Annotated in this window: 20 protein-coding genes; 12 read left to right on the top strand and 8 right to left on the bottom strand. The window is 69.3% G+C overall.

Annotated features, from left to right (window positions below; genetic code table 11):
• Positions 1 to 3 precede the first annotated feature (3 nt).
• Both ACWFRF_RS06520 and ACWFRF_RS06515 read right to left on the bottom strand, forming a co-directional pair.
• Entirely contained in the window at positions 4 to 639 is a 636-nt protein-coding gene (locus ACWFRF_RS06520) for a precorrin-8X methylmutase (protein ID WP_378988017.1), read from the bottom strand.
• Positions 640 to 682: 43 nt separating this feature from the next.
• Positions 683 to 1,156 carry an Lrp/AsnC family transcriptional regulator gene (locus ACWFRF_RS06515; protein WP_452449128.1) on the bottom strand — a complete coding sequence of 158 codons (474 nt, stop codon included), beginning with the start codon at positions 1,154 to 1,156 and terminating at the stop codon, positions 683 to 685.
• A gap of 95 nt (positions 1,157 to 1,251) precedes the next feature.
• On the opposite strand from ACWFRF_RS06515, the gene ddaH reads away from it, so the two are divergent.
• Positions 1,252 to 2,115: a dimethylargininase gene (ddaH, locus tag ACWFRF_RS06510; protein ID WP_378988013.1), complete on the top strand. Its 864-nt coding sequence runs from the start codon at positions 1,252 to 1,254 to the stop codon at positions 2,113 to 2,115.
• 35 nt (positions 2,116 to 2,150) lie between these two features.
• On the top strand, positions 2,151 to 3,359 hold the full coding sequence (locus ACWFRF_RS06505; RefSeq protein WP_452449127.1) for a low temperature requirement protein A: 1,209 nt from the start codon (positions 2,151 to 2,153) through the stop codon (positions 3,357 to 3,359).
• 97 nt (positions 3,360 to 3,456) lie between these two features.
• Here the strand turns inward: ACWFRF_RS06505 and ACWFRF_RS06500 are convergent, their stop codons facing one another.
• Together ACWFRF_RS06500 and cobG are read right to left on the bottom strand one after the other, a co-directional pair.
• Complete coding sequence (locus ACWFRF_RS06500) at positions 3,457 to 4,548, bottom strand: RNA ligase (ATP) (RefSeq protein WP_452449126.1); 1,092 nt, start codon at positions 4,546 to 4,548, stop codon at positions 3,457 to 3,459.
• A gap of 81 nt (positions 4,549 to 4,629) precedes the next feature.
• Positions 4,630 to 5,919, bottom strand: a complete 1,290-nt coding sequence (cobG, locus tag ACWFRF_RS06495; RefSeq protein ID WP_452449125.1) for a precorrin-3B synthase — start codon at positions 5,917 to 5,919, stop codon at positions 4,630 to 4,632.
• 204 nt (positions 5,920 to 6,123) lie between these two features.
• On the opposite strand from cobG, the gene ACWFRF_RS06490 reads away from it, so the two are divergent.
• The 5 genes from ACWFRF_RS06490 (at position 6,124) to ACWFRF_RS06470 (ending at position 13,571) form a co-directional block, all read left to right on the top strand.
• Positions 6,124 to 6,798, top strand: a complete 675-nt coding sequence (locus tag ACWFRF_RS06490) for a hypothetical protein (protein WP_378988003.1) — start codon at positions 6,124 to 6,126, stop codon at positions 6,796 to 6,798.
• A gap of 33 nt (positions 6,799 to 6,831) precedes the next feature.
• Complete coding sequence (locus tag ACWFRF_RS06485) at positions 6,832 to 8,211, top strand: DNA polymerase III subunit beta family protein (RefSeq protein ID WP_452449124.1); 1,380 nt, start codon at positions 6,832 to 6,834, stop codon at positions 8,209 to 8,211.
• Positions 8,208 to 8,690, top strand: a complete 483-nt coding sequence (locus ACWFRF_RS06480; RefSeq protein WP_379312434.1) for a hypothetical protein — start codon at positions 8,208 to 8,210, stop codon at positions 8,688 to 8,690. Before ACWFRF_RS06485 ends, ACWFRF_RS06480 begins: the two co-directional genes overlap by 4 nt.
• 272 nt (positions 8,691 to 8,962) lie before the next feature.
• Positions 8,963 to 12,625, top strand: a complete 3,663-nt coding sequence (gene cobN / locus ACWFRF_RS06475; protein WP_452449123.1) for a cobaltochelatase subunit CobN — start codon at positions 8,963 to 8,965, stop codon at positions 12,623 to 12,625.
• Between the two features lie 91 nt (positions 12,626 to 12,716).
• Positions 12,717 to 13,571: an acyl-CoA thioesterase domain-containing protein gene (locus tag ACWFRF_RS06470; RefSeq protein WP_452449122.1), complete on the top strand. Its 855-nt coding sequence runs from the start codon at positions 12,717 to 12,719 to the stop codon at positions 13,569 to 13,571.
• 130 nt (positions 13,572 to 13,701) lie between these two features.
• Here the strand turns inward: ACWFRF_RS06470 and ACWFRF_RS06465 are convergent, their stop codons facing one another.
• Positions 13,702 to 14,157, bottom strand: coding sequence for a hypothetical protein (locus ACWFRF_RS06465; protein WP_378627515.1), 456 nt, complete (start codon positions 14,155 to 14,157; stop codon positions 13,702 to 13,704).
• Positions 14,158 to 14,290: 133 nt separating this feature from the next.
• Here ACWFRF_RS06465 and ACWFRF_RS06460 point away from each other — a divergent pair, with 133 nt between their 5' ends.
• Positions 14,291 to 15,133 (top strand): NAD-dependent protein deacetylase, encoded by an 843-nt coding sequence (locus tag ACWFRF_RS06460; RefSeq protein ID WP_378987985.1) that lies wholly within the window; start codon positions 14,291 to 14,293, stop codon positions 15,131 to 15,133.
• Between the two features lie 237 nt (positions 15,134 to 15,370).
• Positions 15,371 to 17,779 (top strand): MFS transporter, encoded by a 2,409-nt coding sequence (locus tag ACWFRF_RS06455; protein ID WP_452449121.1) that lies wholly within the window; start codon positions 15,371 to 15,373, stop codon positions 17,777 to 17,779.
• A gap of 42 nt (positions 17,780 to 17,821) precedes the next feature.
• Here ACWFRF_RS06455 and ACWFRF_RS06450 read toward each other — a convergent pair whose 3' ends face one another.
• Positions 17,822 to 18,085, bottom strand: a complete 264-nt coding sequence (locus ACWFRF_RS06450; RefSeq protein WP_378627518.1) for a helix-turn-helix domain-containing protein — start codon at positions 18,083 to 18,085, stop codon at positions 17,822 to 17,824.
• A gap of 119 nt (positions 18,086 to 18,204) precedes the next feature.
• On the opposite strand from ACWFRF_RS06450, the gene ACWFRF_RS06445 reads away from it, so the two are divergent.
• Positions 18,205 to 19,020 (top strand): mycofactocin-coupled SDR family oxidoreductase, encoded by an 816-nt coding sequence (locus ACWFRF_RS06445; RefSeq protein ID WP_378987979.1) that lies wholly within the window; start codon positions 18,205 to 18,207, stop codon positions 19,018 to 19,020.
• Between the two features lie 60 nt (positions 19,021 to 19,080).
• Complete coding sequence (gene map, locus ACWFRF_RS06440) at positions 19,081 to 19,848, top strand: type I methionyl aminopeptidase (protein ID WP_452449120.1); 768 nt, start codon at positions 19,081 to 19,083, stop codon at positions 19,846 to 19,848.
• A gap of 39 nt (positions 19,849 to 19,887) precedes the next feature.
• On the opposite strand, the gene ACWFRF_RS06435 is transcribed toward map, so the two are convergent.
• Together ACWFRF_RS06435 and ACWFRF_RS06430 are read right to left on the bottom strand one after the other, a co-directional pair.
• Positions 19,888 to 20,652 carry a 2-phosphosulfolactate phosphatase gene (locus ACWFRF_RS06435; protein WP_452449119.1) on the bottom strand — a complete coding sequence of 255 codons (765 nt, stop codon included), beginning with the start codon at positions 20,650 to 20,652 and terminating at the stop codon, positions 19,888 to 19,890.
• A gap of 90 nt (positions 20,653 to 20,742) precedes the next feature.
• Positions 20,743 to 21,531, bottom strand: a complete 789-nt coding sequence (locus ACWFRF_RS06430) for an AraC family transcriptional regulator (protein ID WP_452449118.1) — start codon at positions 21,529 to 21,531, stop codon at positions 20,743 to 20,745.
• 55 nt (positions 21,532 to 21,586) lie between these two features.
• On the opposite strand from ACWFRF_RS06430, the gene ACWFRF_RS06425 reads away from it, so the two are divergent.
• A complete protein-coding gene (locus ACWFRF_RS06425) occupies positions 21,587 to 22,156 on the top strand; it encodes a class I SAM-dependent methyltransferase (protein ID WP_452449117.1) in 570 nt (189 codons plus the stop codon).
• Positions 22,157 to 22,174: the final 18 nt, after the last annotated feature.

The following is a 22,174-nucleotide window of genomic DNA, read 5'->3' as shown; positions in this document are numbered from 1 at the left end:
CACTCACTCCTGTTCGCTCGCAATCGCATTCAGTGCCGACGCGGTGATCGCGCTGCCGCCGCGCCTGCCACGGACGGTCAGATACTCGATCCCGCCGAAGTCGATCAGTGCCTGCTTGGATTCGGCGGCACCGATGAACCCGACCGGGATGCCGATGATCGCCGCGGGTCGCGGCGCACCGGAGTCGAGCATGTCGAGCAGGTGGAACAGCGCGGTCGGTGCGTTGCCGATGGCCACCACCGCGCCGTCGAGCTGGTCGCGCAGCAGCTCCAGCGCCGCCACCGAGCGTGTATTGCCCAGTCGCGCGGCGAGTTCGGGCACGCGCGGGTCGGTGAGGTTGCACAGCACCGCGTTGTCGGCGGGCAGTCGCTTGCGGGTCACCCCCGAGGCGACCATATTGGCATCGCAGATGATCGGCTTTCCTGCGTGCAGCGCGGCGCGCGCGGCGGCGACCACACCGGCGGAGAAAGCGATGTCGGGGGCCAGGTCGACCTGCCCGCAGCCGTGGATCATCCGCACCGCCACCCGTTCCACATCGGCGGGGAAACCGGCGAGATCCGCCTCGGCGCGGATCGTCGCGAACGAGCGCCGATAGATCTCGGCCCCGTCGGTGAGGTAGCTGGCACGCACGTCGGACATGGCGACAACCCTAGAACCTGGGTCTGACGTGGTGTCCGGCGGCTCAGGTGCGGGGGCGTTCGAGAATGCGCGACATCACCAGCGAGCTGCGGGTGCGCCCGACGCGCGCGTTCTCCCTGATCCGCTCGACCGTCACCTCGATCTCGGCCATGTCGGTGGCCATCACGTGCACGAGCGCGTCGGCCTCGCCCGCGATGGTCCACACTCCGACGACCTGTGGAATCGGTTCGAGGGTGCGCCGCAGCTCGGCCGGGGAGATGTTGTCGCGGTAGTAGACCTCGACGTAGGCCTCGGTTTTCCAGCCCAGCGCGGCCGGGTTGACCTGCGCGGTGAACCCGGTGATCTGTCCGCTCGCGACCATCTTGTCCACCCGCCGCTTCACCGCGGGCGCGGACAACCCGACCACCGAACCGATCTCCTGGAACGAGGCGCGGGCGTGGACGAGCAGCTCCGCGAGAATGCGCCGATCGATATCGTCCACGTCGCTCCTTCGCTGCGGTACGCAATGATTCCCCATTCTTACATCGAAATGCACAACGAATCGGTGTTCCGGGCGCAATGGGACGGCGATTACGGTCGGTGAAACCGTCCGCGCTGCCACCAGGAGTCCTGATGACCGCCGCCAGCCCCCTTCGTGTCTCAGCACCCGCGCGGACCGCCTCCCCGCGCCGTTATGTGCTGTGCCGCCCCGACCATTTCGAGGTCACCTACGCGATCAATCCGTGGATGGATCCGGCCGCTCCGGTCGACCGGGCGCGCGCGCTCGCCCAGTGGGAGATCTTGCGCGCGACCCTGGAAGCACACGGGCACACCGTGGAAACGGTGCCCGGCGAACCCGGTCTGCCGGATATGGTCTTCGCCGCGAACAGCGGCATCGTGATCGGTGGACACGCGCTCTCGGCCCGGTTCGCCCACCCCGAACGCGCCGCCGAGGGACCCGCCTTCCATCGGTGGTTCGCGGCCCGGGAACTGCGTGAGCTGGCCGCCGCGGCCGAAACCAACGAGGGGGAGGGCGATTTCGCGTTCGCCGGGCGGCGGATTCTGGCCGGTGTCGGGTTCCGCTGTTCGCTGTCGGCGCACGCGGAGGTGGAACGGTACTTCGACGTGCCGGTGGTGTCGCTCGAGCTGGTCGACCCGCGCTTCTATCACCTCGACACCGCGCTGATGGTCCTCGACGACACCACCGTGGCCTACTACCCGGCCGCGTTCAGCCCGGCCGCTCGCGAGGTGCTGACCGCCCTCTACCCCGACGCGATCCTCGCCGACGACAACGACGCGCTCTGCTTCGGCTTGAACGGGCTCAGCGACGGCGAACACGTCTTCCTCGACCCCGGCGCCACCGGTCTCATCGCGCAGCTGCGGGCGCGGGGATTCGTCCCCGTGGCGCTGGATCTGTCCGAACTGCGTAAGGGCGGCGGCGGCGTGAAGTGCTGCGTGCTCGAGCTGCACACCCGCCGCGACACGGCCGTGGGCTAGCCGGACCCCACTGCCACCGCCCACATATTGGGCCGATGGCACACCCCGAGCACAGCACCGAGGAACGGCGCGCGAGCTGGACCGAGCTGTTCTTCGACCTGGTCGCCGTGGCGGGTATCGGCCAGCTCACCCACCTGTTGCACCGCGGCCCCTCGCTGGGTGAATTCGGGCTGTATGTGGTGCTGTATCTGGCCTTCTGGGTGGTGTGGGCCTGTGTCACCGTGTACAGCAACGTCGCGGGCGAGCAGGCGCGCACCACGATGGTGTTCGGGTGCATGTTCGGTCTGTGCGTGATGATGGCTGCGGTCGACGGTGCTCCCGACGAGCACATGAACGTCTTCGCCGCGATCTATGTGCTGGTGCGGGTGGCGTCGTCGTCGGCGTGGCAGCGTGGCCAGATCGTGGTGGACTGGCCGATCGCGCAGATCGGCGCGGGCACCGTGCCCTGGCTGGTGTCGCTGTGGGTGCCCGCACCGTGGAAGTTCGTGCTGTGGGCGGTGGGGCTCGCGATCGACCTGTGGATCATGTTCGCCATCGACTCGGAACGGCTGATGGTCGATGCCGAACGGCGGGTGCGGGCCCGGTTGCGCCGCGGCGGCGGTGGGCCGCCACGCGGCGGGCCGGGTCGACGCTCGCGCGAGACGACGCCACCGAAACTGCAAGCGCTGCACGCCGATGCGCCGCACCTGGGGGAACGGCTCGGCCAGTATCTGATCATCGTGCTGGGTGAAGGGGTGATCTCGGTGATCGCGGCGGTGTCGGCGGAGGAGTGGACCGTCGCGGTATGCGTCATCGGGGCGGGATCGTTCCTGTGCCTGATCGCGATGTGGGCGCTGACCTTGCGCTACGGGTTCGTGCCGCGCCTGATGGGGCAGTCGCCGGGCGCTGTCGGTATGCCCTATCAGCGGGTGATGGCGGTTCACTGCACGATCAGTGGTGCGATCGCGACCGTCGCCGCGGGGCTGGGTCTGGTCGCGGCGCACCCGTCGGGTCATCTGCCCGCCGGGCTCGGCTGGGTGCTCGGTGGTGGTGCCGCCGCCTTCTTCCTGGTGTGCGGCCTCGGTGGGGTGCGCAGCGCCGGGGCACGGTGGTTGCTGCGGTGGCCGGTGCCGTGCCTGGTGGTCGCGCTCGCGCTCGGTGGGGCGGCGCCGCACATCGGCGGGGTGTGGTTGGTGCTCGGCGTGATGGGCACCCTCGCCGCGGCGGTGGTCTCGGAGACAATGTGCTCAGCGCGTCCCGTGTAGCGACCTGGATCTACTGAATGCCGTGCTACGCGTGCACTTTCCCGTGATCGATGCGACATCGGATCGGAGACGGGCAGTGCACGCGTAGCGCGGTGGTTCACTCGTACTCGGTACCGCCATCGCGCAGCAGGTACGCGGCGGAGACGATCTTGCCGATCGCCCGGCCACCGAGAATCGGGGACTGGCGTTCGGTGGCAGGCCGCACCACCAAGCCCTCGCGGATGTTGGTTCCCGCGCCGCTGACGGTTTCGGTGCCCTCGGCCAGCTCTATGAGCAACTCCGCGTCGTAGGCGCCCTCGTAGAGGACCGGCACGCGCGAGACGGTGAGGCCGAGATCGTCGAGCAGGGCGCTGATCTCGTGATGGTCGAGCCAGCGGACCGGCGCCGCGCCGGTGTCCACCGCGATGTCGAACAGCCCGAAGCCGAGCGACTCGTCGTGCGCGGCGGACGCGCCGTAGTGCAGGTCCTGCACGCCCGCGCCGTACACCTCGCCGAACAGGCCGATGCGGTCGGCGTCGAGCGCGGCGGCGAGTTTGCGAGCGGTCTCGTCGAGCCCGTGGGCACGGATCGCGCGCCAGTACAGGTTGCCGTCGGCCTCGGTCAGCGACAGCGACCGGCCACCGACCCCCTTGGACGACACCAGAATTCGGTCGCCGTCACGCACATGGGTGAGCAGGCAGGCGGTGCCGTGGATCTTCTCGGTCGCCACCACCGGCTCTCCGGGCGTGAAGATGCCGGGAAACCGCTTGATGTTCTCGACGTCGACCCACCGCAGCAGATCCGGCGCCGGCTCGACCTGGCCCGACATCGAGACCGGTACCGGCGGAACCCATTTCACGATCCCGAGCGACTCGGCGAAGTCGGTCCGCGCGAGCGCGGCCGCCGCGAGATCCACTCCGTCCAGCGCGGCCGGGGTGCACACGATGCCCTGCGACACCTCGCCGCGCAGCCGCACCGCCTTCACCCGATTACGCAGCGAGCCCGCGAGTTTCCCGGTCAGGCCCAGCTCGGCGATCAGCTCGCCGGGCAGCACCGACTGTTCCGGAATGTAGATCGCGTGATCACCCGTCGTGAACTGACCCTTGGCGACCACGGCCCGGTACAGCCCTACCTGGGCCAGTTCGAGCCGATCGGCATTCGGATGTGGTACGACGACGAGCCGCTCGGCTGTCACCCGCAGTGTGGACATGGGAACCCCCTCGTAGTGAGAAGGCAAGGGTACGAAACGATCCCGCGACCGTCGATCGAGTTTCGCTCGGCCGCCGTGAGGTCAGGGCGTGGTGGTCGCGTCGTCGGTGTCGACGCGATAGCCGTGATCGGTGGCGACGACATCGGTCACGGGACCGCGTGGGCGACCGCAGCGCCGATCGCACCCCGACCAGTGCTGGCGACCCGCGACGGTGACGGATTCGGCCGCGACGAGTTCCATCGTGGGCCTGCGCTGCTCGAAAGCCGCAGTCGCGGTACCGTTCTCGGGATCGGCCGAGGTGGCGGTGCGCTCGGTCGGCTGGTCGAGTCCGGCTGCCTCGGGCAGGACACGGTCGGATTCGACGGCGGCGGCCAGGTCGGCGCGAACATCGGTGCGCGATTTCGCGCAGCCGGGGCGTCCGGCACACGCGCTGACCTGCAACCACGGCGAATTCGCATCGAAGATCAGGCCCATCGGCGCCAGTACCCGCACCACGGTTTCAGCCGGTCCCTCGTCGAGGTCGGTGATCACCAGGCTGCGCCAGGGGGTGACGAAGACGGGCCGCTCGACAGCGGCGAGGAATTCGGTCGTCCTGGCCGACAACGTGCCGAGCGGCACCCCGGCGCCGAGCGTGACGAGGCCGTCCTCCTGATCGAGCCAGCCGATCGGAACAGCGTGTGTCGCACCGAGTTCGAGCGGTTCGCCGACGGGCGAGCGGTCGAGCGTCTCGACCACCGATTCGACCCCGCCCGCAATCTCGTGCAACCGCCACTGCCCCGACTCGCTGGTCCCCCGCAGATCGAGAAAGCCGCGCGCCGCGTCGAGCATCACGTCGACCGCGTCGCCCGCGGTGACCCGAAGCCCGGTGTCGGAGCCCGCCAGCAGCAGTGCGAACTCGTCGGCGCCCACCGCCTGAACGCCGATGTCACCGCGCAGCGTGCTCACATCACCGCGTCCGTCGTCGAGGGTGAACAGCACGCGCCCCGGCAGCTGCGCCAGCTGCGGATCGCCGCGCAATCCGGCGTCGAGGTCGACCGCGAGCCCGTGCACGTCCGCGAACCCGCCGACTCGCCCGGACAGCGGTGAAGCCACGATATTGCGCACCCGCTCGTGGGTCTCGCTGGGCAGCAGACCCGCCGCACCCAGCCGTTGCGCGAGTTCGGAGGCGTCCCGGACCTGACGCAGCTGAATATTTCCCCGCGAGGTCAGCTCGAGGTTCCCGTTGCCCAGGTCACGCGCAGCGTCGGCCAATGCCTGCAGCTGCGCCGATGTCAACCGCCCGCCCGGCACGCGGATCCGCGCCAACGGCCCGTCGGCAGCGTGGTGCAACCGCAGAACCCCTGGGCAAGAATCGGGCGCGCTCCTGGTCATGATGCTCAAGCCTACGACGCACCCGCTACGGCCCGTACCGCACCGTGCGGGGCCGCCGCCCGCTCCGCCCAGCGGCGAGGTCGGCCGCCCGAGCGGTCCGGCGGATGTGACGGGGCCCTCTCGCGTGACGGGGCGATTCGCGGGTAGTCGCTAGGGTGAGTGGCGGATCCTTCGCCAGCCGAGTACTGACAGGAGAGTCGCCGCATGCTGCGTGAATTCGTGGACAAGCGTGTCGTTCCCGCGCTCGACAGGGTCGCGCAGGCCCAGGCGCCGGTGGTGCACCGCTACGTCGACTGGCTGGGCCGCAGGCACCCGCAGGACGCGCCGGTGGAGATCGTGCAGCGGCTCTCGCGCCAGTACCTGGTGGTCGTCACCGCCAGCGGCGTCACAGTGGGGCTCACCGCCGCGGTGCCCGGGGTGGGCACGGTGCTCGGTCTGGCCGCGACCGGAGTGGACACCCTCGTGTTCCTCGAGGCGTCGTCGGTGCTGTCCGTCGGCGCCGCCGCGGCGTACGGCCTCGAACCCGACGACTCGCGGCAAGCGCACCTGGTGTCGAAGGTCGTGCTCGGCGACGCGGGCACCAAGGTGCTCGACGAGACCGCGGGCCACAAGACGGGCCAGTGGCTCTCGGTCGTCACCGACCACATCCCCGGTCTGGCGAGCATGCCCGATTCCCCGGCCAAACGGTTCATCGTCAACTACCTGGTCAAACGCACACTGCTGCTGTTCGGCACCCTGATTCCGGCGGGAATCGGTGCGGTGATCGGTGGCGTGGGCAACAACGCTCTCGGTCAGCTGGTGGTCGCGAACGTGTACCGCAATCTCGGCACGGGTTCCCCGGAGATGGTCGCCGCGGGCACCGGCCGACCGACGACTTGACCTTCGACTCACTCGAACCCCGATCATGAACCGGTGCCCGACACCGAGCTGATCACCATCGGAGCCTTCGCCCGCGCCTGCGGCCTGAGCACCAGTGCCCTGCGCTTCTACGCGGACGCCGGCATCCTCGCCCCCGCCGTCGTCGACGGGGTTACCGGCTACCGCTACTACGCCCCGGAACAGTCCGCTCCCGCCCGCCTCCTGCGTCACCTGCGCGCGATGGACATGCCACTGCCCGCGGTGACCGCCCTGCTCGCCGAACCCGATCCCGCCCGTGCGCTCGTCCTCCTCGACGCGCACCTCGCCGACCTGGACCGGCACCAGGGCGAGGTCCGCGCCGCCGCCGCAGCCGCCCTCGGAGCCCTTGTGGCCACCCACGGATCGGCGTCCGCATTCGGTGGGAGCGGGCATCGCGACCAGGTCTCGGTGCCGACCGGTGATCGAGGCAGTGCTCGATCACCGCTCGTGCGAAACCCGGAGTCGGAGCGAGGTCTGCCGGGAACGCGCGACGACGTGTGGGTGCGCGGACCGGTGCTGGCGGCGGCGATCGACCAGGTCGCGACGGCCACGGTCGCCGATCCGGATCTGGCGGTACTCGACACGATGCTGTTCGAGACCGACGGGCACCAGCTGATCCTCACCGCGACGGATCGCTACCGCCTGGCGACCCGCACCGTCCGCCCCACCCGCGCCGGTGCCGGGGTCTGGGACGCGACGGTGGACGCCGACGACCTCCGTGCGGCCGCGTCCTGGTTGCGTCGCCGGCACGTGGTCGCGATCCGCCCCCATCGCGACAGCATCGAATTCCGCATGGCCACAACGGATTCAGTCGACCGAGACCGCACGGGCGGAGGCGGTGAGCCGACGACGCGCCACGCCGCCCAGCCCGACGGCACCCGATACCGCTGCCGCCGATCGACCCACGACTTCCCCGACTACCGAGCGATGCTGGCCGCGCTCGCCCCCGTACGGACCCGCGTCGTGCTCACTCGTGCGGCGCTGCTCGACGCCATGGAACATGCCGACTCGCCCACGGTGGTCCTACACACGACCGACTCCGGCTCCGTATCCGTGACGGCCGCCGGCTCGTGGACGGCGCACGCCTCACCGACACGCTCCGCCTCGACGGGCGGTCCGGTCGAGCAGGAGAGTACGAGCGCCGCGGCCGCCGCGTGCGCGGAACCGGGTGCGGCGCGGCACATCCCACAGGCGACAGTCACCGGCCCTGCCATGACGATCCATTTCGCCGTCACCACCCTCTACCCGGCCGTCGCCACCGCCGTCGGACCCGACGTGATGCTCGACCTCATCGCCCCCGACCAGCCTGTTCTGATCCGCTCCGCCGACGACGGCGACCTGTCGACCCTGGCCATGCCGTGCAGACCCGAACCCACCGAGGAGACCTCCCGATGACCACCGCTGACCCGATCATGAACCGAATCACCCAGGGAGTCACCGACTTCCGCACCGGCGACGCCGAACGTGCCCGCACGACGCTGCTCGAGGTCTGGGCCGAGGTGGGCCCCGCCGGTGACCCGCTGCACCGCTGCACCCTCGCTCACTACCTGGCCGACGTCTACGACGACCCGGCCGAAGCCCTGGTCTGGGACGTTCGCGCCCTCGACGCCGCCGACGCCCTCACCGACACCCGCCTGAACGACCACCACGCGGGCCTCCAGGTCGCCGGCTTCTACCCCTCGCTGCACCTCAATCTCGCCGACAACTTCCGCCGCCTCGGCGCGTTCCCCGCCGCCACCCGCCACCTCGACGCCGCCCGCGAACGCCTCGACATCCTCCCGGACGACGACTACGGCGCATTGATCCGCAATGTCGTCGCCGAGCTCGCCGTGTCCATCGCGGCCGAAGACACCATCCGGCGGCCCACCCATTGACGACAGCGACCGGCTGAGCACCGCCTCGCGGATCGAGATCATCAGGCAGTGGCGCGGAGTCCTCGCGCCATCGCCTGCTGATCGATTGTCCAGCGGCGGGGAGCGGGCTGGAAAGTTGCGGGCGGGACTGGCCCAGTAGCATCGTCTTGCTCGGCGGGCGTCGAGGAAACCGGTGGAAATCCGGTGCGGTCGCGCCACTGTGAACAGCCAGACCCTCCCCGGCGAGCACCGCATACCCCGATGGGCGCGTAACCCGAGGAAGGTCTCACCCTGTGATCCTGCTGCTGTCCACCTCCGACACCGACCTGCTGAGCGCCCGCGCGAGCGGCGCCGAGTACCGCTGGGGCAATCCCGCGCGGCTGCTCGTGGAGGATCTGCCGGACCTGCTCGACGGCGCTGATCTGGTGATCGTGCGAATCCTCGGCGGCAAGCGCGCCTGGGAAGAGGGCCTCGACGCGATCCGGGCGAGCGGCGTGCCGATGGTGGCGCTGGGTGGCGAGATCGCACCCGACGCCGAGCTGATGGAATGCTCGACGGTGCCGGTCGGTGTCGCCGCCGACGCGCACAACTACCTCGCCGCGGGCGGCGCCGAGAACCTGCTGCAGCTGCACAACTTCCTGTCCGACACGGTGTTGCTGACCGGGCACGGTTTCGAACCGCCCGCGCAGCTGCCCACCTGGGGCGAACTCGACCGGTCCTCGCGGATCCTCGAACCGCACGCCCCGACGGTCGCCGTGGTCTACTACCGCGCCCAGCATCTCGCGGGCAACACCGCCTACATCGAGGCGCTGTGCAAGGCGATCGAGGCCAAGGGCGCTCGCCCGCTCCCGGTCTACGCGGCCTCGCTGCGCACCGCCGAACCCGAACTCCTCACCCTGCTCGGTCGTGCCGACGCCCTCGTGGTGACCGTCCTCGCGGCCGGTGGCAGCAAGCCCGCGACCGCCTCGGCCGGCGGTGACGACGAAGCCTGGGATGTGGCCGCGCTCGCCGCGCTGGACGTGCCGATCCTGCAGGGCCTGTGCCTGACCAGCGGGCGCGCGCAATGGGAAGCCAACGACGACGGCCTGTCGCCGCTCGATGTCGCGACCCAGGTCGCGGTGCCCGAATTCGACGGCCGCATCATCACGGTGCCGTTCTCCTTCAAGGAGTTCGACGCCGACGGTCTGTCCGCCTATGTTCCCGACGCCGAACGGTGTGCCCGCGTGGCGGGGATCGCCGTACGGCACGCCCGCCTGCGTCACATCCCGGCCGCGGACAAGCGGATCGCGATCATGCTCTCGGCGTATCCGACCAAGCACGCCCGCATCGGCAATGCCGTCGGTCTCGACACCCCGGCCAGCGCGATCCGCCTGCTCACCGAACTGCGTTCCGCCGGTTATGATCTCGGCGATATCGACGAGATCCCCGGCCTGGTGGAACGGGACGGCGACGCGCTGATCCACGCCCTGATCGCCGCGGGTGGTCAGGACCCGGAGTGGTTGAGTGCGGAACAGTTGGAGGGCAACCCGATTCGCATCGGCGCCGCCACCTACACCCGCTGGTTCGAGTCGCTGCCCGAGGACCTGCGCGAGGCCGTCGTCGAGGCGTGGGGGCCGCCGCCCGGCGAACTCTACGTCGACCGGTCGGCCGATCCCCAGGGCGAGATCGTCATCGCCGCACTGCGTTTCGGCAATGTGGTGCTGATGGTGCAGCCGCCTCGCGGGTTCGGGGAGAACCCCGTCGCGATCTACCACGATCCCGATCTGGCGCCGAGTCACCACTATCTCGCCGCCTACCGCTGGCTGTCCGCGCCCGACGGTTTCGGCGCCGACGCGATGGTGCACCTGGGCAAGCACGGCAACCTGGAGTGGCTGCCCGGCAAGACCCTCGGCATGTCCGCCTCCTGCGGTACCGACGCGGCGCTGGGTGATCTGCCGCTGATCTACCCGTTCCTGGTCAACGACCCCGGCGAGGGCACCCAGGCCAAGCGTCGTGCGCACGCCACCCTCGTCGACCATCTGATCCCGCCGATGGCGCGCGCCGAGACCTATGGCGACATCTCCCGTCTGGAGCAGCTGCTCGACGAGCACGCCAACATCTCCGCCCTGGATCCGGCCAAGCTGCCGGCCATCCGTCAGCAGATCTGGACGCTGATGCGCGCGGCGAAGATGGACCACGACCTCGGCCTCGCCGAACGCCCCGAAGAGGACGTCTTCGACGACATGCTGCTGCACGTCGACGGCTGGCTGTGCGAGATCAAGGACGTCCAGATCCGCGACGGTCTGCACATCCTGAGCCAGGCTCCCGAGGGGGAGATGGAACTCGACCTGGTGCTGGCCATGCTGCGTGCCCGTCAGCTGTGGGGCGGCGAGCAGAATGTGCCGGGCCTGCGAGAGGCGCTGGGGCTCAGTGAATCCGGCGACGAGGCCCGCGTTCGCGTGGATGTGGTCGAGGCCCGTGCTCGCGAACTGCTCGGTGCGTTGCAGGCGACGGACTGGTCGGTCGACGCGGTCGAGCAGCTGGTCGCGGACTTCGAGACCGCGATCCTGGACGGGCACCGTGCCGCAGCGTCGAGCACGAACCTCGCCGTGGTGGTCGCCGACGCCGAGCGGCTGGACCAGGTCGCCACCATCTTGCGGTTCGCCGCCACCGAGGTCGTGCCGCGCCTGCGTGAGACCAGCATCGAGATCCCGCGTGTGCTGCATGCGCTCAACGGCGGGTTCGTTCCGGCGGGCCCCAGCGGTTCCCCGCTGCGTGGTCTGATCAACGTGCTGCCGACCGGTCGCAACTTCTACTCGGTCGACCCCAAGGCTGTCCCGTCGCGGTTGGCTTGGGAAACCGGTCAGGCGATGGCGGAATCGCTGCTGGCCCGCTACCTTGCCGACCACGGCGAGTACCCGAAGTCGGTCGGGTTGTCGGTGTGGGGCACCTCGGCCATGCGCACCTCCGGCGACGACATCGCCGAAGTGTTCGCGCTGCTCGGCGTCCGGCCGGTGTGGGACGAGGCGAGCCGCCGCGTCACCTCGCTCGCGGTGATCGAACTCGAAGAACTCGGGCGCCCGCGCATCGACGTCACGGTTCGCATCTCCGGGTTCTTCCGCGACGCCTTCCCGCACGTGCTGGCGCTGCTCGACGACGCGGTCCGCCTCGTCGCCGATCTCGACGAGCCCGCCGAGTCGAATTACATTCGCGCACACGCGCAATCGGACCTCGCCGAGCACGGTGACACCCGGCGCGCCACCACGCGCATCTTCGGGTCCAAGCCCGGCACCTACGGCGCGGGCCTGCTCCAGCTCATCGATTCCAAGAGCTGGCGCACCGACGACGACCTCGCGCAGGTCTACACCACCTGGGGTGGTTACGCCTACGGCCGCGACCTCGACGGCGCCCCCGCCGCCGACGACATGCGCACCGCCTACAAGCGCATCGCGGTCGCCGCCAAGAACACCGACACCCGCGAACACGACATCGCCGACTCCGACGACTACTTCCAGTACCACGGCGGCATGGTCGCGACCGTGCGCGCGCTGACCGGCAAGAATCCCGAGGCCTACATCGGCGACTCGACCCGTCCCGATGCCGTGCGCACCCGCACGCTCTCGGAGGAGACCGCTCGCGTGTTCCGTGCCCGCGTGGTGAACCCGCGCTGGCTCGAGGCGATGCGCAGGCACGGGTACAAGGGCGCCTTCGAAATGGCGGCCACCGTCGACTACCTGTTCGGCTACGACGCCACCACCAACGTCGTCGCCGACTGGATGTACGAGAAGCTCTCCGAGAGTTATGTGTTCGACGACGTGAACCGCAAGTTCATGGAGCAGTCCAACCCGTGGGCCCTGCACGGCATCGCCGAACGGCTCCTGGAGGCCGCCGAGCGCAAGCTGTGGGAGCACCCCGAGCAGGAGACCCTGGACAAACTGCGGCAGGTCTACCTGGAAACCGAGGGTGAGCTGGAGTGACCGCACTTGCCGCAAAACTGCAACACGTTCTAGTGTGAGGCATGGTGCGCCGTGGCGATCCCGCCCGGCGCCCGCGGAGGAAAGGGGCACGATGAGTACCTCCCCTGGCTATTTCACGCACGCGGACGGCGTCTACACGCCGATGCGGTACTCGCTGAGCCTGTGGGCGCCCAGCACGCTGTCCGGGCCGCCGGTGTGCGGGTTGATGGCGCGCGAGGTGGAGGCGGGGTACTGCACCGGCGGGTTCGCCCCGGCGCGACTGACCGTCGACCTGCACCGTCCGGTGCCCGCCGTGCCGCTGACCATCGCCAGCGAACTGGTGCGCGACGGCAACCGGGTCCGCTCGGTGAGTATCGTCGTGCGTGCCGACGGCGAGATCGTCGCCCGTGGCAGCGCGCTCCTGCTGAAGCGTTCGACCCAGCCGCCGGGCGAGGTGTGGCGCCCGGACCGGGATCGGCCGCTGCCGCCCCCGAGTGCGCTGGCCACCATCGACCAGACGATGCACCTGTTCGGCAGTGACGGGCAGGGGTGGTCGATGAATATGACCGAACATCAGAACGACGCCCGCAAACGCAAGTGGGTGCGCAATATTCCGGTCGTCGCGGGGGAGCCGTCGTCGCCGTTCTGCTACGCGGCGATGACCGGCGAGCAGACCAGCCTGGTCACCAACTGGGGCACCGAGGGCATCGGTTTCATCAACACCGATGTGTCGATCACGTTCTCGCGCATGCCCGTCGGTGACGAAATGGGCCTCGAGGCGGAGAGCCACCTCAGCGACGACGGGATCGCGGCGGGCGCGGCGGTGCTCTACGACGAGCGCGGCGCGTTCGGCATCTGCACGACGACCGCGCTGGCCAACGAACGCAGGCAGATCCGCGGCGATGTCATCGACGAGCTGTCGGAGTCGTTCGCGGCGGACGCGCTCGGGCAGCCGCAAGTCCGGTGAACGCCGCCGCGACCGTCGCCGCACACAGGATCGGGCCGGTCGCCGTGGTGGCGAGCAGGTAGCCCAGCGTGATCGACCGGGCGACGGGAACCGGCGACAACACCAGCGCCTGCGCCACCAGCGCCGCCGGCTATGCGGAGATCAGGGTCACGATGAGTTCGTCGGCGATCGACTCGGCCTTCACCATGCCGGTGCCCAGGTAGAGGGTCGCCGCGCGGGGGCGGCCGTCGGCCAGTGGTACGACCGAGACCGCGTCGACGCGGCGGCCCGCGAGCTCGTCGTAGGGTGACTCGTCGGTGACGTCGAAGGCGGTGTACTTGCCGGAGTTGGCGACGTATTCGATGTTCACCGGGTCGACCAGCGGCTCGAACGGGTCGCGCCACGGTGCGCCGCCGATGCGCAGTTCCGCACCGTCGACGCCGGCGTCGAAGAGCAGGGTCGAACCGTTGTGGAAGGTGAATTCGATCGGGCCCTCGGTGCGGTCGATCTCGTCGCCCAGGACATAGAACATCCGGCGGACGGCGACGATGGTCCCGTCGACCGCGGCATTGAGCGCGGTGCGGCCGTGCTCATCGGTGTCGGACATAGGTTTTCCTCTGCAGCGGTCGATGCCGGGCGGATGAAACATCATGTCGCCGCGCGGCCACCACACGCAACTCGGCCCCGGCGTGTTCGTCCCGCGCACGACGCGCCGCCGCCCCGCTCGTAGAGTGGAACCCATGGTGGACCACGACACCACCGACGCGGTGGCGCGCGCGGCCGAGCTGCTGCGCGGGCGCCGCACCGTGGTGATCTCCGGCGCCGGGCTGAGCACCGACAGCGGGATTCCCGATTACCGCGGTCCCGGCTCGCCGCCGCGCACGCCGATGACCTATCAGCAGTTCGTCGGTGACCCGGTGTTCCGGCAGCGGTATTGGGCGCGTAACCACATCGGCTGGCGGCGGATGGACGCCGCCCGGCCCAACCCCGGTCATCGCGCTGTCGCCCAGCTGGAGCGGGCGGGTGCGGTGTCGGGAGTGATCACCCAGAACGTGGACCTGCTGCATATGAAGGCGGGTGCGCGTCAGGTGATCGATCTGCACGGAACGTATGCGCGAGTGCGTTGTCTGCGGTGCGAGAATCTGATATCCCGAATGACCCTCGCGCAACACCTCGAAGCGGCCAATCCCGGTTTCGCGGACAATGTTTCGGCGGGCGCCACCGGTATCGAAGTGGCACCCGACGCCGATGCCGTGGTGACCGATACCGACCGATTCCGGATGGTCGATTGCCTGGCGTGCGGCGGAATGCTCAAACCCGACATCGTGTATTTCGGTGAGAATGTGCCGCCGGACCGGGTGGCAGCCGCTTTCGGCCTGGTCGAACGAGCACAGGCGATCCTGGTGGCCGGTTCCTCGTTAACGGTGATGTCGGGCCTGCGATTCGTGCGCAGAGCCGCGAAAAACGGTGTGCCAGTGGTGATCGTGAATCGTGGACGTACCCGCGGCGACGACCTCGCCACCCTCCGGATCGACGCGGGCTGCTCGGAAACTCTGTGCGCGCTGGCCGAACTCGGCCGCTGAATTCCCGCGCGCCGAACTGACAGTTCACAGCCCCGCGGCCTATCGTTTCCGGGTGAAATGAACGGTAACTTGATCCCTCGGTGAAGGCGGCGAATCCGACGTGGGTAAGCTCTGCGCACCAGTGCATGAAGAGTTCCACCCGCGGCGCAATGTTTTCCTCGCAGCGGGGTTGTCGGCCCTCGTGTGGGCCGAATGATCGACCCCCACTTGCCAGCCGATCAGAACCAGGGCTTTTCCATGACCGATACCGTCGTTGCCGAATCACGCCTCACGCACCGCCAGACACTCACCATCCTGTCCGGGCTGCTATTGGGGGTGTTCCTCGCCGCGCTCGATCAGAACATCGTCAGCGTCGCCATCGTCCGGATCGCGAACAGTCTCGACGGGTTCGACGAACAGGCATGGGCGACAACGGCATACCTGATCACCGCCACCGTCACCACGCCGCTCTACGGCAAGCTCGCCGACATCTACGGGCGCAAACCGTTCTATCTGCTGGCGATCGCCCTGTTCGTGATCGGCTCGGCCGCCTGCTGCTTCGCGACCACCATGTATCAGCTGGCCGGGTGCAGGGCCTTCCAGGGGCTGGGCGCGGGCGGGTTGATGTCGCTGGCGTTCACCATCGTCGGTGACATCGTGCCGCCGCGCGAACGCGTCCGCTACCAGGGGTATTTCCTCATGGTGTTCGGCATCGCGACAGTGCTCGGCCCGGTGGTCGGTGGCTTCCTGTCCGATTACGAGAGCCTCGGTGGCATCGAGGGCTGGCGCTGGGTGTTCCTGGTGAACGTGCCCGTCGGGGTGCTGGCGTTCCTCGTGGTCGCGAAGGTGCTGAACGTGGGGCACACCCGCCAACGCAGCCGGATCGACTGGTTCGGCGCGATCACCCTCATCGTGGGTGTGGTGCCGCTGCTGATCGTGGCCGAGCAGGGGCGGATCTGGGGGTGGACCGCGCCGAAATCGCTGCTCTGCTACGGCATCTGCGCGGGTGGGCTGCTGCTGTTCGTCCTGGTCGAATTCCTCATGAAGGACTCGGCGCTGATCCCGCTGCGGCTGTTCCGCAGCTCCACGTTCAGCATCGCGATCCTCGGCGGGTTCCTCGTGGGTGTCGCGATGTTCGGCGCGATCACGATGGTTCCGCAGTATCTGCAGGTCGTTCGTGGTTTCTCACCGACCGAGGCGGGGCTGCTGATGTTGCCGCTGGTCCTCGGGATCATGGTGGGCGCACAGATCTCGGGGCTGATCACGAAAGCCACCGGCCGCTACAAGGTGCTGCCGGTGCTCGGTGCGCTGATCCTGGCGATCGGGTGCGCGCTGTTCGCCAGGATCACCTATGACGGTCCGCTGTGGCAGCCGCTGGCCTTCAGCGCGATCATGGGTTTCGGGCTCGGCGGCTGCATGCAGACGCTGGTCATCGCCGCGCAGAACGCGGTCGGGCGCATTGAGATGGGTGTGTCGACCGCGGCGGCGACGTTCTTCCGTCAGCTCGGCGGGACCCTCGGAGTCGCGGTGTTCCTGACCGTGCTGTTCGACGGGCTGCCCGCGTCGATCCTGGAAGCCTTCGGTGGGAGTCTGCCGCCCGGTTTCGACGGCGCGCGCCTCGACGGCCTGCTGAGCGATACCAGCGGCATCGCCACGCTGCCCGACGAGTTGCGGATCCCGATCCTCGAGGGATTCACCGACTCGATGCACAGTGTGTTCCTGCTCGCCGCCGACCTCGCCGTGGTGGCCTGCCTGGTGCTGGTCTTCATGAAAGAGATTCCGCTGCAGGAGGATCCGGCGCCGGACGATCAGTCCGATGCCACCGCGCTGCGCGATGTGAGCCTGCACGACGCGCACGAGATGGCGGGCGAACTGCACCCCGTCGCCACCGGTCGGGTGATCGCGGGGCTGTTGCGACGCGACGACGCGCGCCCGGTACCCGCCGCGACGCTCACCCTGATCGATCAGCACGGGCATCAGGTGGCCCGTGGCAACGGCGACGCCGACGGTGCGTACGTGATCGAGGCGCCCCGGCCGGGCAACTATGTACTCATCGCCGCGGCGGCCGGGCATCAGCCCGAAGCGGTGAGCGTGTCGATCGGGGAGCGTGCCCAGCACGTCGACCTGATGCTCACCGGCGCGGGTGAACTCACCGGGATCGTGCGATCGGCGCGGCGCGGCGAACCGCTCTGGGGTGCCACGATCACGCTGACCGATCCCGAGGGCGAGGTGGTGGGCGCGGCGATCACCGGCGAAGACGGCACCTACGTGTGTCGCGACGTCGTGAGCGGTACCTACACCCTGGTCGCGGTCGCCGATCACATGCGGCCGGCGGCAGTCGCGCTGACCGTGCCGGAGACGGGCTCGCTGCATCGCGACATCGACCTCGAACCGATGGCCATCCTGCTGGGCTCGGCCTGGGTGGACGGCGACCGCCCCGTCGCCGATGTGCAGATCACGGTCCTGGACTCGGGCGGCGATCCGGCAGCGACGGCGCGCACCGACGAGAAGGGGCGGTACCTGGTACCGGACCTGCCGGAGGGGGAGTACACGGTGGTCGCCCGCGGCTACCCGCCCGTCGCGAGTCAGGTATCGGTGACCCGCGGTGAGATCACCCATGATGTGACGCTGGGATACGAGAACGAGGAGTCGATGAACCGCCGGTAGGCGGGTCGAGCGCAGCATCGGGCAGGGTGCGCGGCGTGCCGATCAGGCGGACTCGGCGACCTGTTCGTCGCGGTAGGACTCGGCCAGCTCGGTCAGGGGAATCGAGAGGGCCTCGGCCAGGCCGACGACCGTGCCGAAGGCCGGTGAGGGCAGCCGTCCCGACTCGATCTTGCGCAGCGTTTCCGGGGAAATACCCGCTCGCAGGGCCACCTCGGCGAGGTCGCGGTCGCCGCGAGCGGTGCGAAGGCGACGGCCGAGACGGCGGCCTGCTTCGACCTGCGCGGGGCTGAGCGGGAGTCGGACCATGCGACCGATGGTATGTCCTCGCGAACGCGATGGCCAAGCTGAGTAGGGATCTCCGTTTTCGCCTCGCCCGGGCGGTAGCGGTGGTAGGTGTCAGGGGAGGACATCGAAGTTCGAAAGGTATGGGTATGACACGACGGTTCGAGGGCAAGGTCGTTTTCGTGACGGGAGCGGCGCGTGGGCAGGGCAGGGCCGAGGCGGTGCGCTTCGCCGAGGAGGGTGCCGACGTGATCGCGATCGACGCGTGCGCGGAGTTCGCCAGCACCAGCTACGCGGGCGCGACCGAGGCGGATCTGGCCGAGACCGTGAAGCTCGTCGAAGCGGCGGGCGCCGAGATCGTCGCGAGCAAGGTCGATGTGCGCGATTTCGACGGGCTGTCCGCGGCGCTGGCGGCGGGCATCGAGCAGCTGGGCAGACTCGATGTGGTGGTGGCCAACGCGGGCATCTGTTCGGCGGCGATGTCGTGGGAGATCACCGCCGAGCAGTGGCAGGAGACCATCGACGTCAACCTGACGGGCGTCTTTCACACCGCGAAAGCCGCTGTGCCCCACCTGATCGCGCAGGGCGAGGGTGGCGCGATGGTGTTCATCAGTTCGGTGGCGGGTCTGAAGGGCACGCCGTTCACCGGCCACTATGTCGCGACCAAGCACGCGATCACGGGTCTGGCCAAGACGATGGCGAACGAGCTCGGCGCGCACCGGATCCGGGTGAACACCGTCCATCCCGCGGGCGTGGCGAGCGGCATGCAGATCAACGAGATGGGCCCGCTGTTCGAGGAGTACGGTGCCACTCTCGCGCCCATCTTCATGAACGCCCTGCCCAGCCACATCTGTCAGCCCGAGGAGATCGCGGCGACCGTGGCCTGGTTGTGCTCGTACGAGGCGAGCCAGATCACCGGTGCGCAGATTCCGGTGGACATGGGCAACCTGAACCGCTGATTTTGGTATTTTTATACCGGCGCGGCTAGTGTCGGTATGAAAATACCAAGTGGAGGCGTGATGGTGGAGCTGAAATCACCCGCGGAGATCGAGCGCATGCGGGTGACCGGCCGGTTCGTCGCCGACGTGCTGGCCGGGGTGCGCGACCGTGCGGCGGTCGGGGTGAACCTGCTCGAACTGGAAGCGTATGTGCGGGAACGGATTCGCGAGCGCGGGGCGGTGTCGTGCTACTGGGACTACTCGCCGTCGTTCGGGCGCGGGCCGTTCCGCAATACGGTGTGTCTGGCCGTGAACGATGCTGTGCTGCACGGGCTTCCGCACGACTACGTCTTGCGCGACGGCGACCTGCTGACGGCTGATCTGGCCGTGTCGATCGACGGCTGGGTCGCCGACTCGGCGATCTCGTTCATCGTCGGTACCCCCGCACCCGCGGACGAGCGACTGGTCAGGGCCACGGAAGAGGCCCTGACCGCCGGGATCGCGGCCGCGCAACCCGACAACCGGATCGGCGATATCTCCGCCGCGATCGCGAACGTCGCTCGCGGGTACGGATACCCGGTCAATACCGAGTTCGGCGGGCACGGGCTCGGGCGGACGATGCACGAGGATCCCCATATCGCCAACGACGGCAGGGCCGGGCGCGGGTTCCGGCTGCGGCCCGGTCTCACGGTGGCCATCGAGCCGTGGTTCGCGGCGAGCACGGCGAAGGTCTACACCGACGCCGACGGATGGACCATCCGCTCGGCCGACGGCTCCCGCTGCGCGCACAGCGAGCACACCATCGCCGTCACCGCCGACGGCCCACGGATCCTCACCTCCCACGGCTGATCGATCGGCTCCGGACGTGCCGAAGCTTGCGGGCCCTTGCTAGCGGGGTCGGCGGTCGACGAAGGCGTTGCCGGTGAGAACCGGGACGGTGGCGTCGGCGTCGCGTTCGATCGCGATGGCCACATCCTCGGCGAAGCCGATCGCGGCGAGTTCGCGGCCGGACGCGCACTCCGTGATCAGCGCGCCCACGTCGGCTGTCGCCTCGAATGCTGCCGCAGCCGTGTGTGTTTCGGGGGACGGAGTAGTGATGCCGCGATCGATCAGCGCGGCGGCGAGCGCACCGGCACCGAGCCAGTCCTCGAGCGCGGGCCGCACGGTGTCGGTGCCCGGCCAGTGCTCGCCCGCCGCGATGATCGCGATCGGTCGATCGGGAGTGCCCCAGTGCTGGGCGACGAGCCAGTCGGCGACCGCGCTGACATTGCGCAGGCAGGCGGCGACGACCGGCGTTTCCTCGACAGCGGCGGCGATGGTGGAACCGTTGGGCGAGGGCAGCACCAGGCGTGGCGTGAACGGCGCGCGCCGGATCGCCGCCGGCGACAGCGACCACGGACCGGCCTCCCGCCGTCCGACGGCCAGGTCGGCGGCATTCTCCGCGGCGAAGTCCCGCGCCGACTCGTCTCGCCACCGATACGGGAAGACCGCGGTGCCGGCGGCGGTAGCGACGGACACCGACGTCGTGAACGACAACACGTCGATCACCACCAGGCACCCGGCCCCCGGCCCGAGTATCGCCGCGCCGGTTCGCCCCCACTCCATCCGGATCCCGAATCCGTCCTGCCGTGCCCACTGCGGTGCCGATCGCACGCTGACCTCCCGATAGCCGAATCCGCCAGTCCACCACGGCAACCGACGATGCGCCACCGCTGACCTCACCACGCGTGAAACCCCGACCGGTCAGGACGACCGATTGCCTACGGGGCCGGCGAAGTACTGTCCCGGCGACGTGCCGACGGCCCGCCGGAACGCGGCCACATACGCGCTCGGGCTGTGATAGCCGACCCGGGCGGCGATGCGGGTCACCGGTACACCGTCGGCCAGTGGGGTCAGCGAGGCCGCCAGGCGGATCTGGGTCCGCCATTGCGCGAAGGTCAGGCCGGTCTCGGCGCGAAACGCGCGAGCCAGGGTGCGCGAGCTGGCCGCGGCGTGCCTGCCCAGTTCGGCGAGGGTGCGGTCGTCGGCGGGATTGTCGAGCAGGACCTCGGCGACGACGCGTGCACGGGGGTCGGTCGGCAGTGGCGCGCCGATCGGAACGACCTCGACCGGCTCCAGCAGATCGAACACCATCGCTTCGGCCCGCGTCCGTCCGTCGTCTGTCAATCGCCGTGATGTCATGTGGTCGAACAGTTCTCGCAGCAGCGGGGAGACGCTCAGCAGCGTCGGTCCGGGAAACAGTGCCGGGCACCGGTCGGGTTCGACGAAGATGCCGCGCATATCGGCCCCGGCCGTCGTTCCGGTGCGATGCGCGACGCCGCCGGGTATCCACAAGGCTCTGGTCGGCGGTAGCACCCAGTGGTGGGCGCCGATGTCGATCCCGATGACTCCTCTACCCGCCCAGGCGATCTGATGCTGGGGGTGGCGGTGCTCGTCGAACCAGTATCCGGCGGGCAGGATTCCCGCGCCGAGCACCATGGCCGTCGGACCGGTGTTCGCGGCCAGCAGCAGGTCATGTCCGTTCTGCGACATAGTCTGTCAGCGTAGTGACTGTCGGCCACGGCCCCCGGCTCCTACCGTCGTAGCTATGGCGATGAATTACTGGCACAGGCTGTTGTGCAGGTCCACGGCGTGGGAATGGGTGACGGCGACGAAGATCGTGCCGTGGGTGATGCGCGACATCGACCTCGGGGCGTCCGCGTTGGAGATCGGCCCGGGTTTCGGCGCGAACGTGGCGCCACTGCGGGACCGGACGGCCTCGCTCACCGGCCTGGAAATCGACCCCGTGCTGGCCGCGCGTCTGCGCACCCGGTTCGCGCGGGAGCTGCGGGTGGTCGACGGTGACGCGACCGCGATGCCGTTGCCGGACAAGGAGTTCGACTCGGTGGTCTGCTTCACGATGCTGCACCACGTCCCCTCACCCGCACAGCAGGACGACCTGTTCGCCGAAGCGCTGCGGGTGTTGCGACCCGGCGGGGTGTTCGCCGGCTCGGACGGACTCGACAGTCCGCTGTTCCGGCTCCAGCATGTGGGTGACACGTGCGTGCCGGTCCCGGCGGACACGCTCGCCGACCGGCTGGCGGTCGCGGGGTTCACGGGCATCGACGTGGAAACCGGTCTCGGAATGTTCCGGTTCCGGGCCGAGCGGCCCCGCTGACCTCTTTGCTCGGAGCTT

This window comes from Nocardia sp. NPDC055165 (assembly GCF_053606985.1).
Note: the sequence above shows the minus strand (reverse complement) of the source record. Positions and strands in the feature narration are given on the sequence as shown.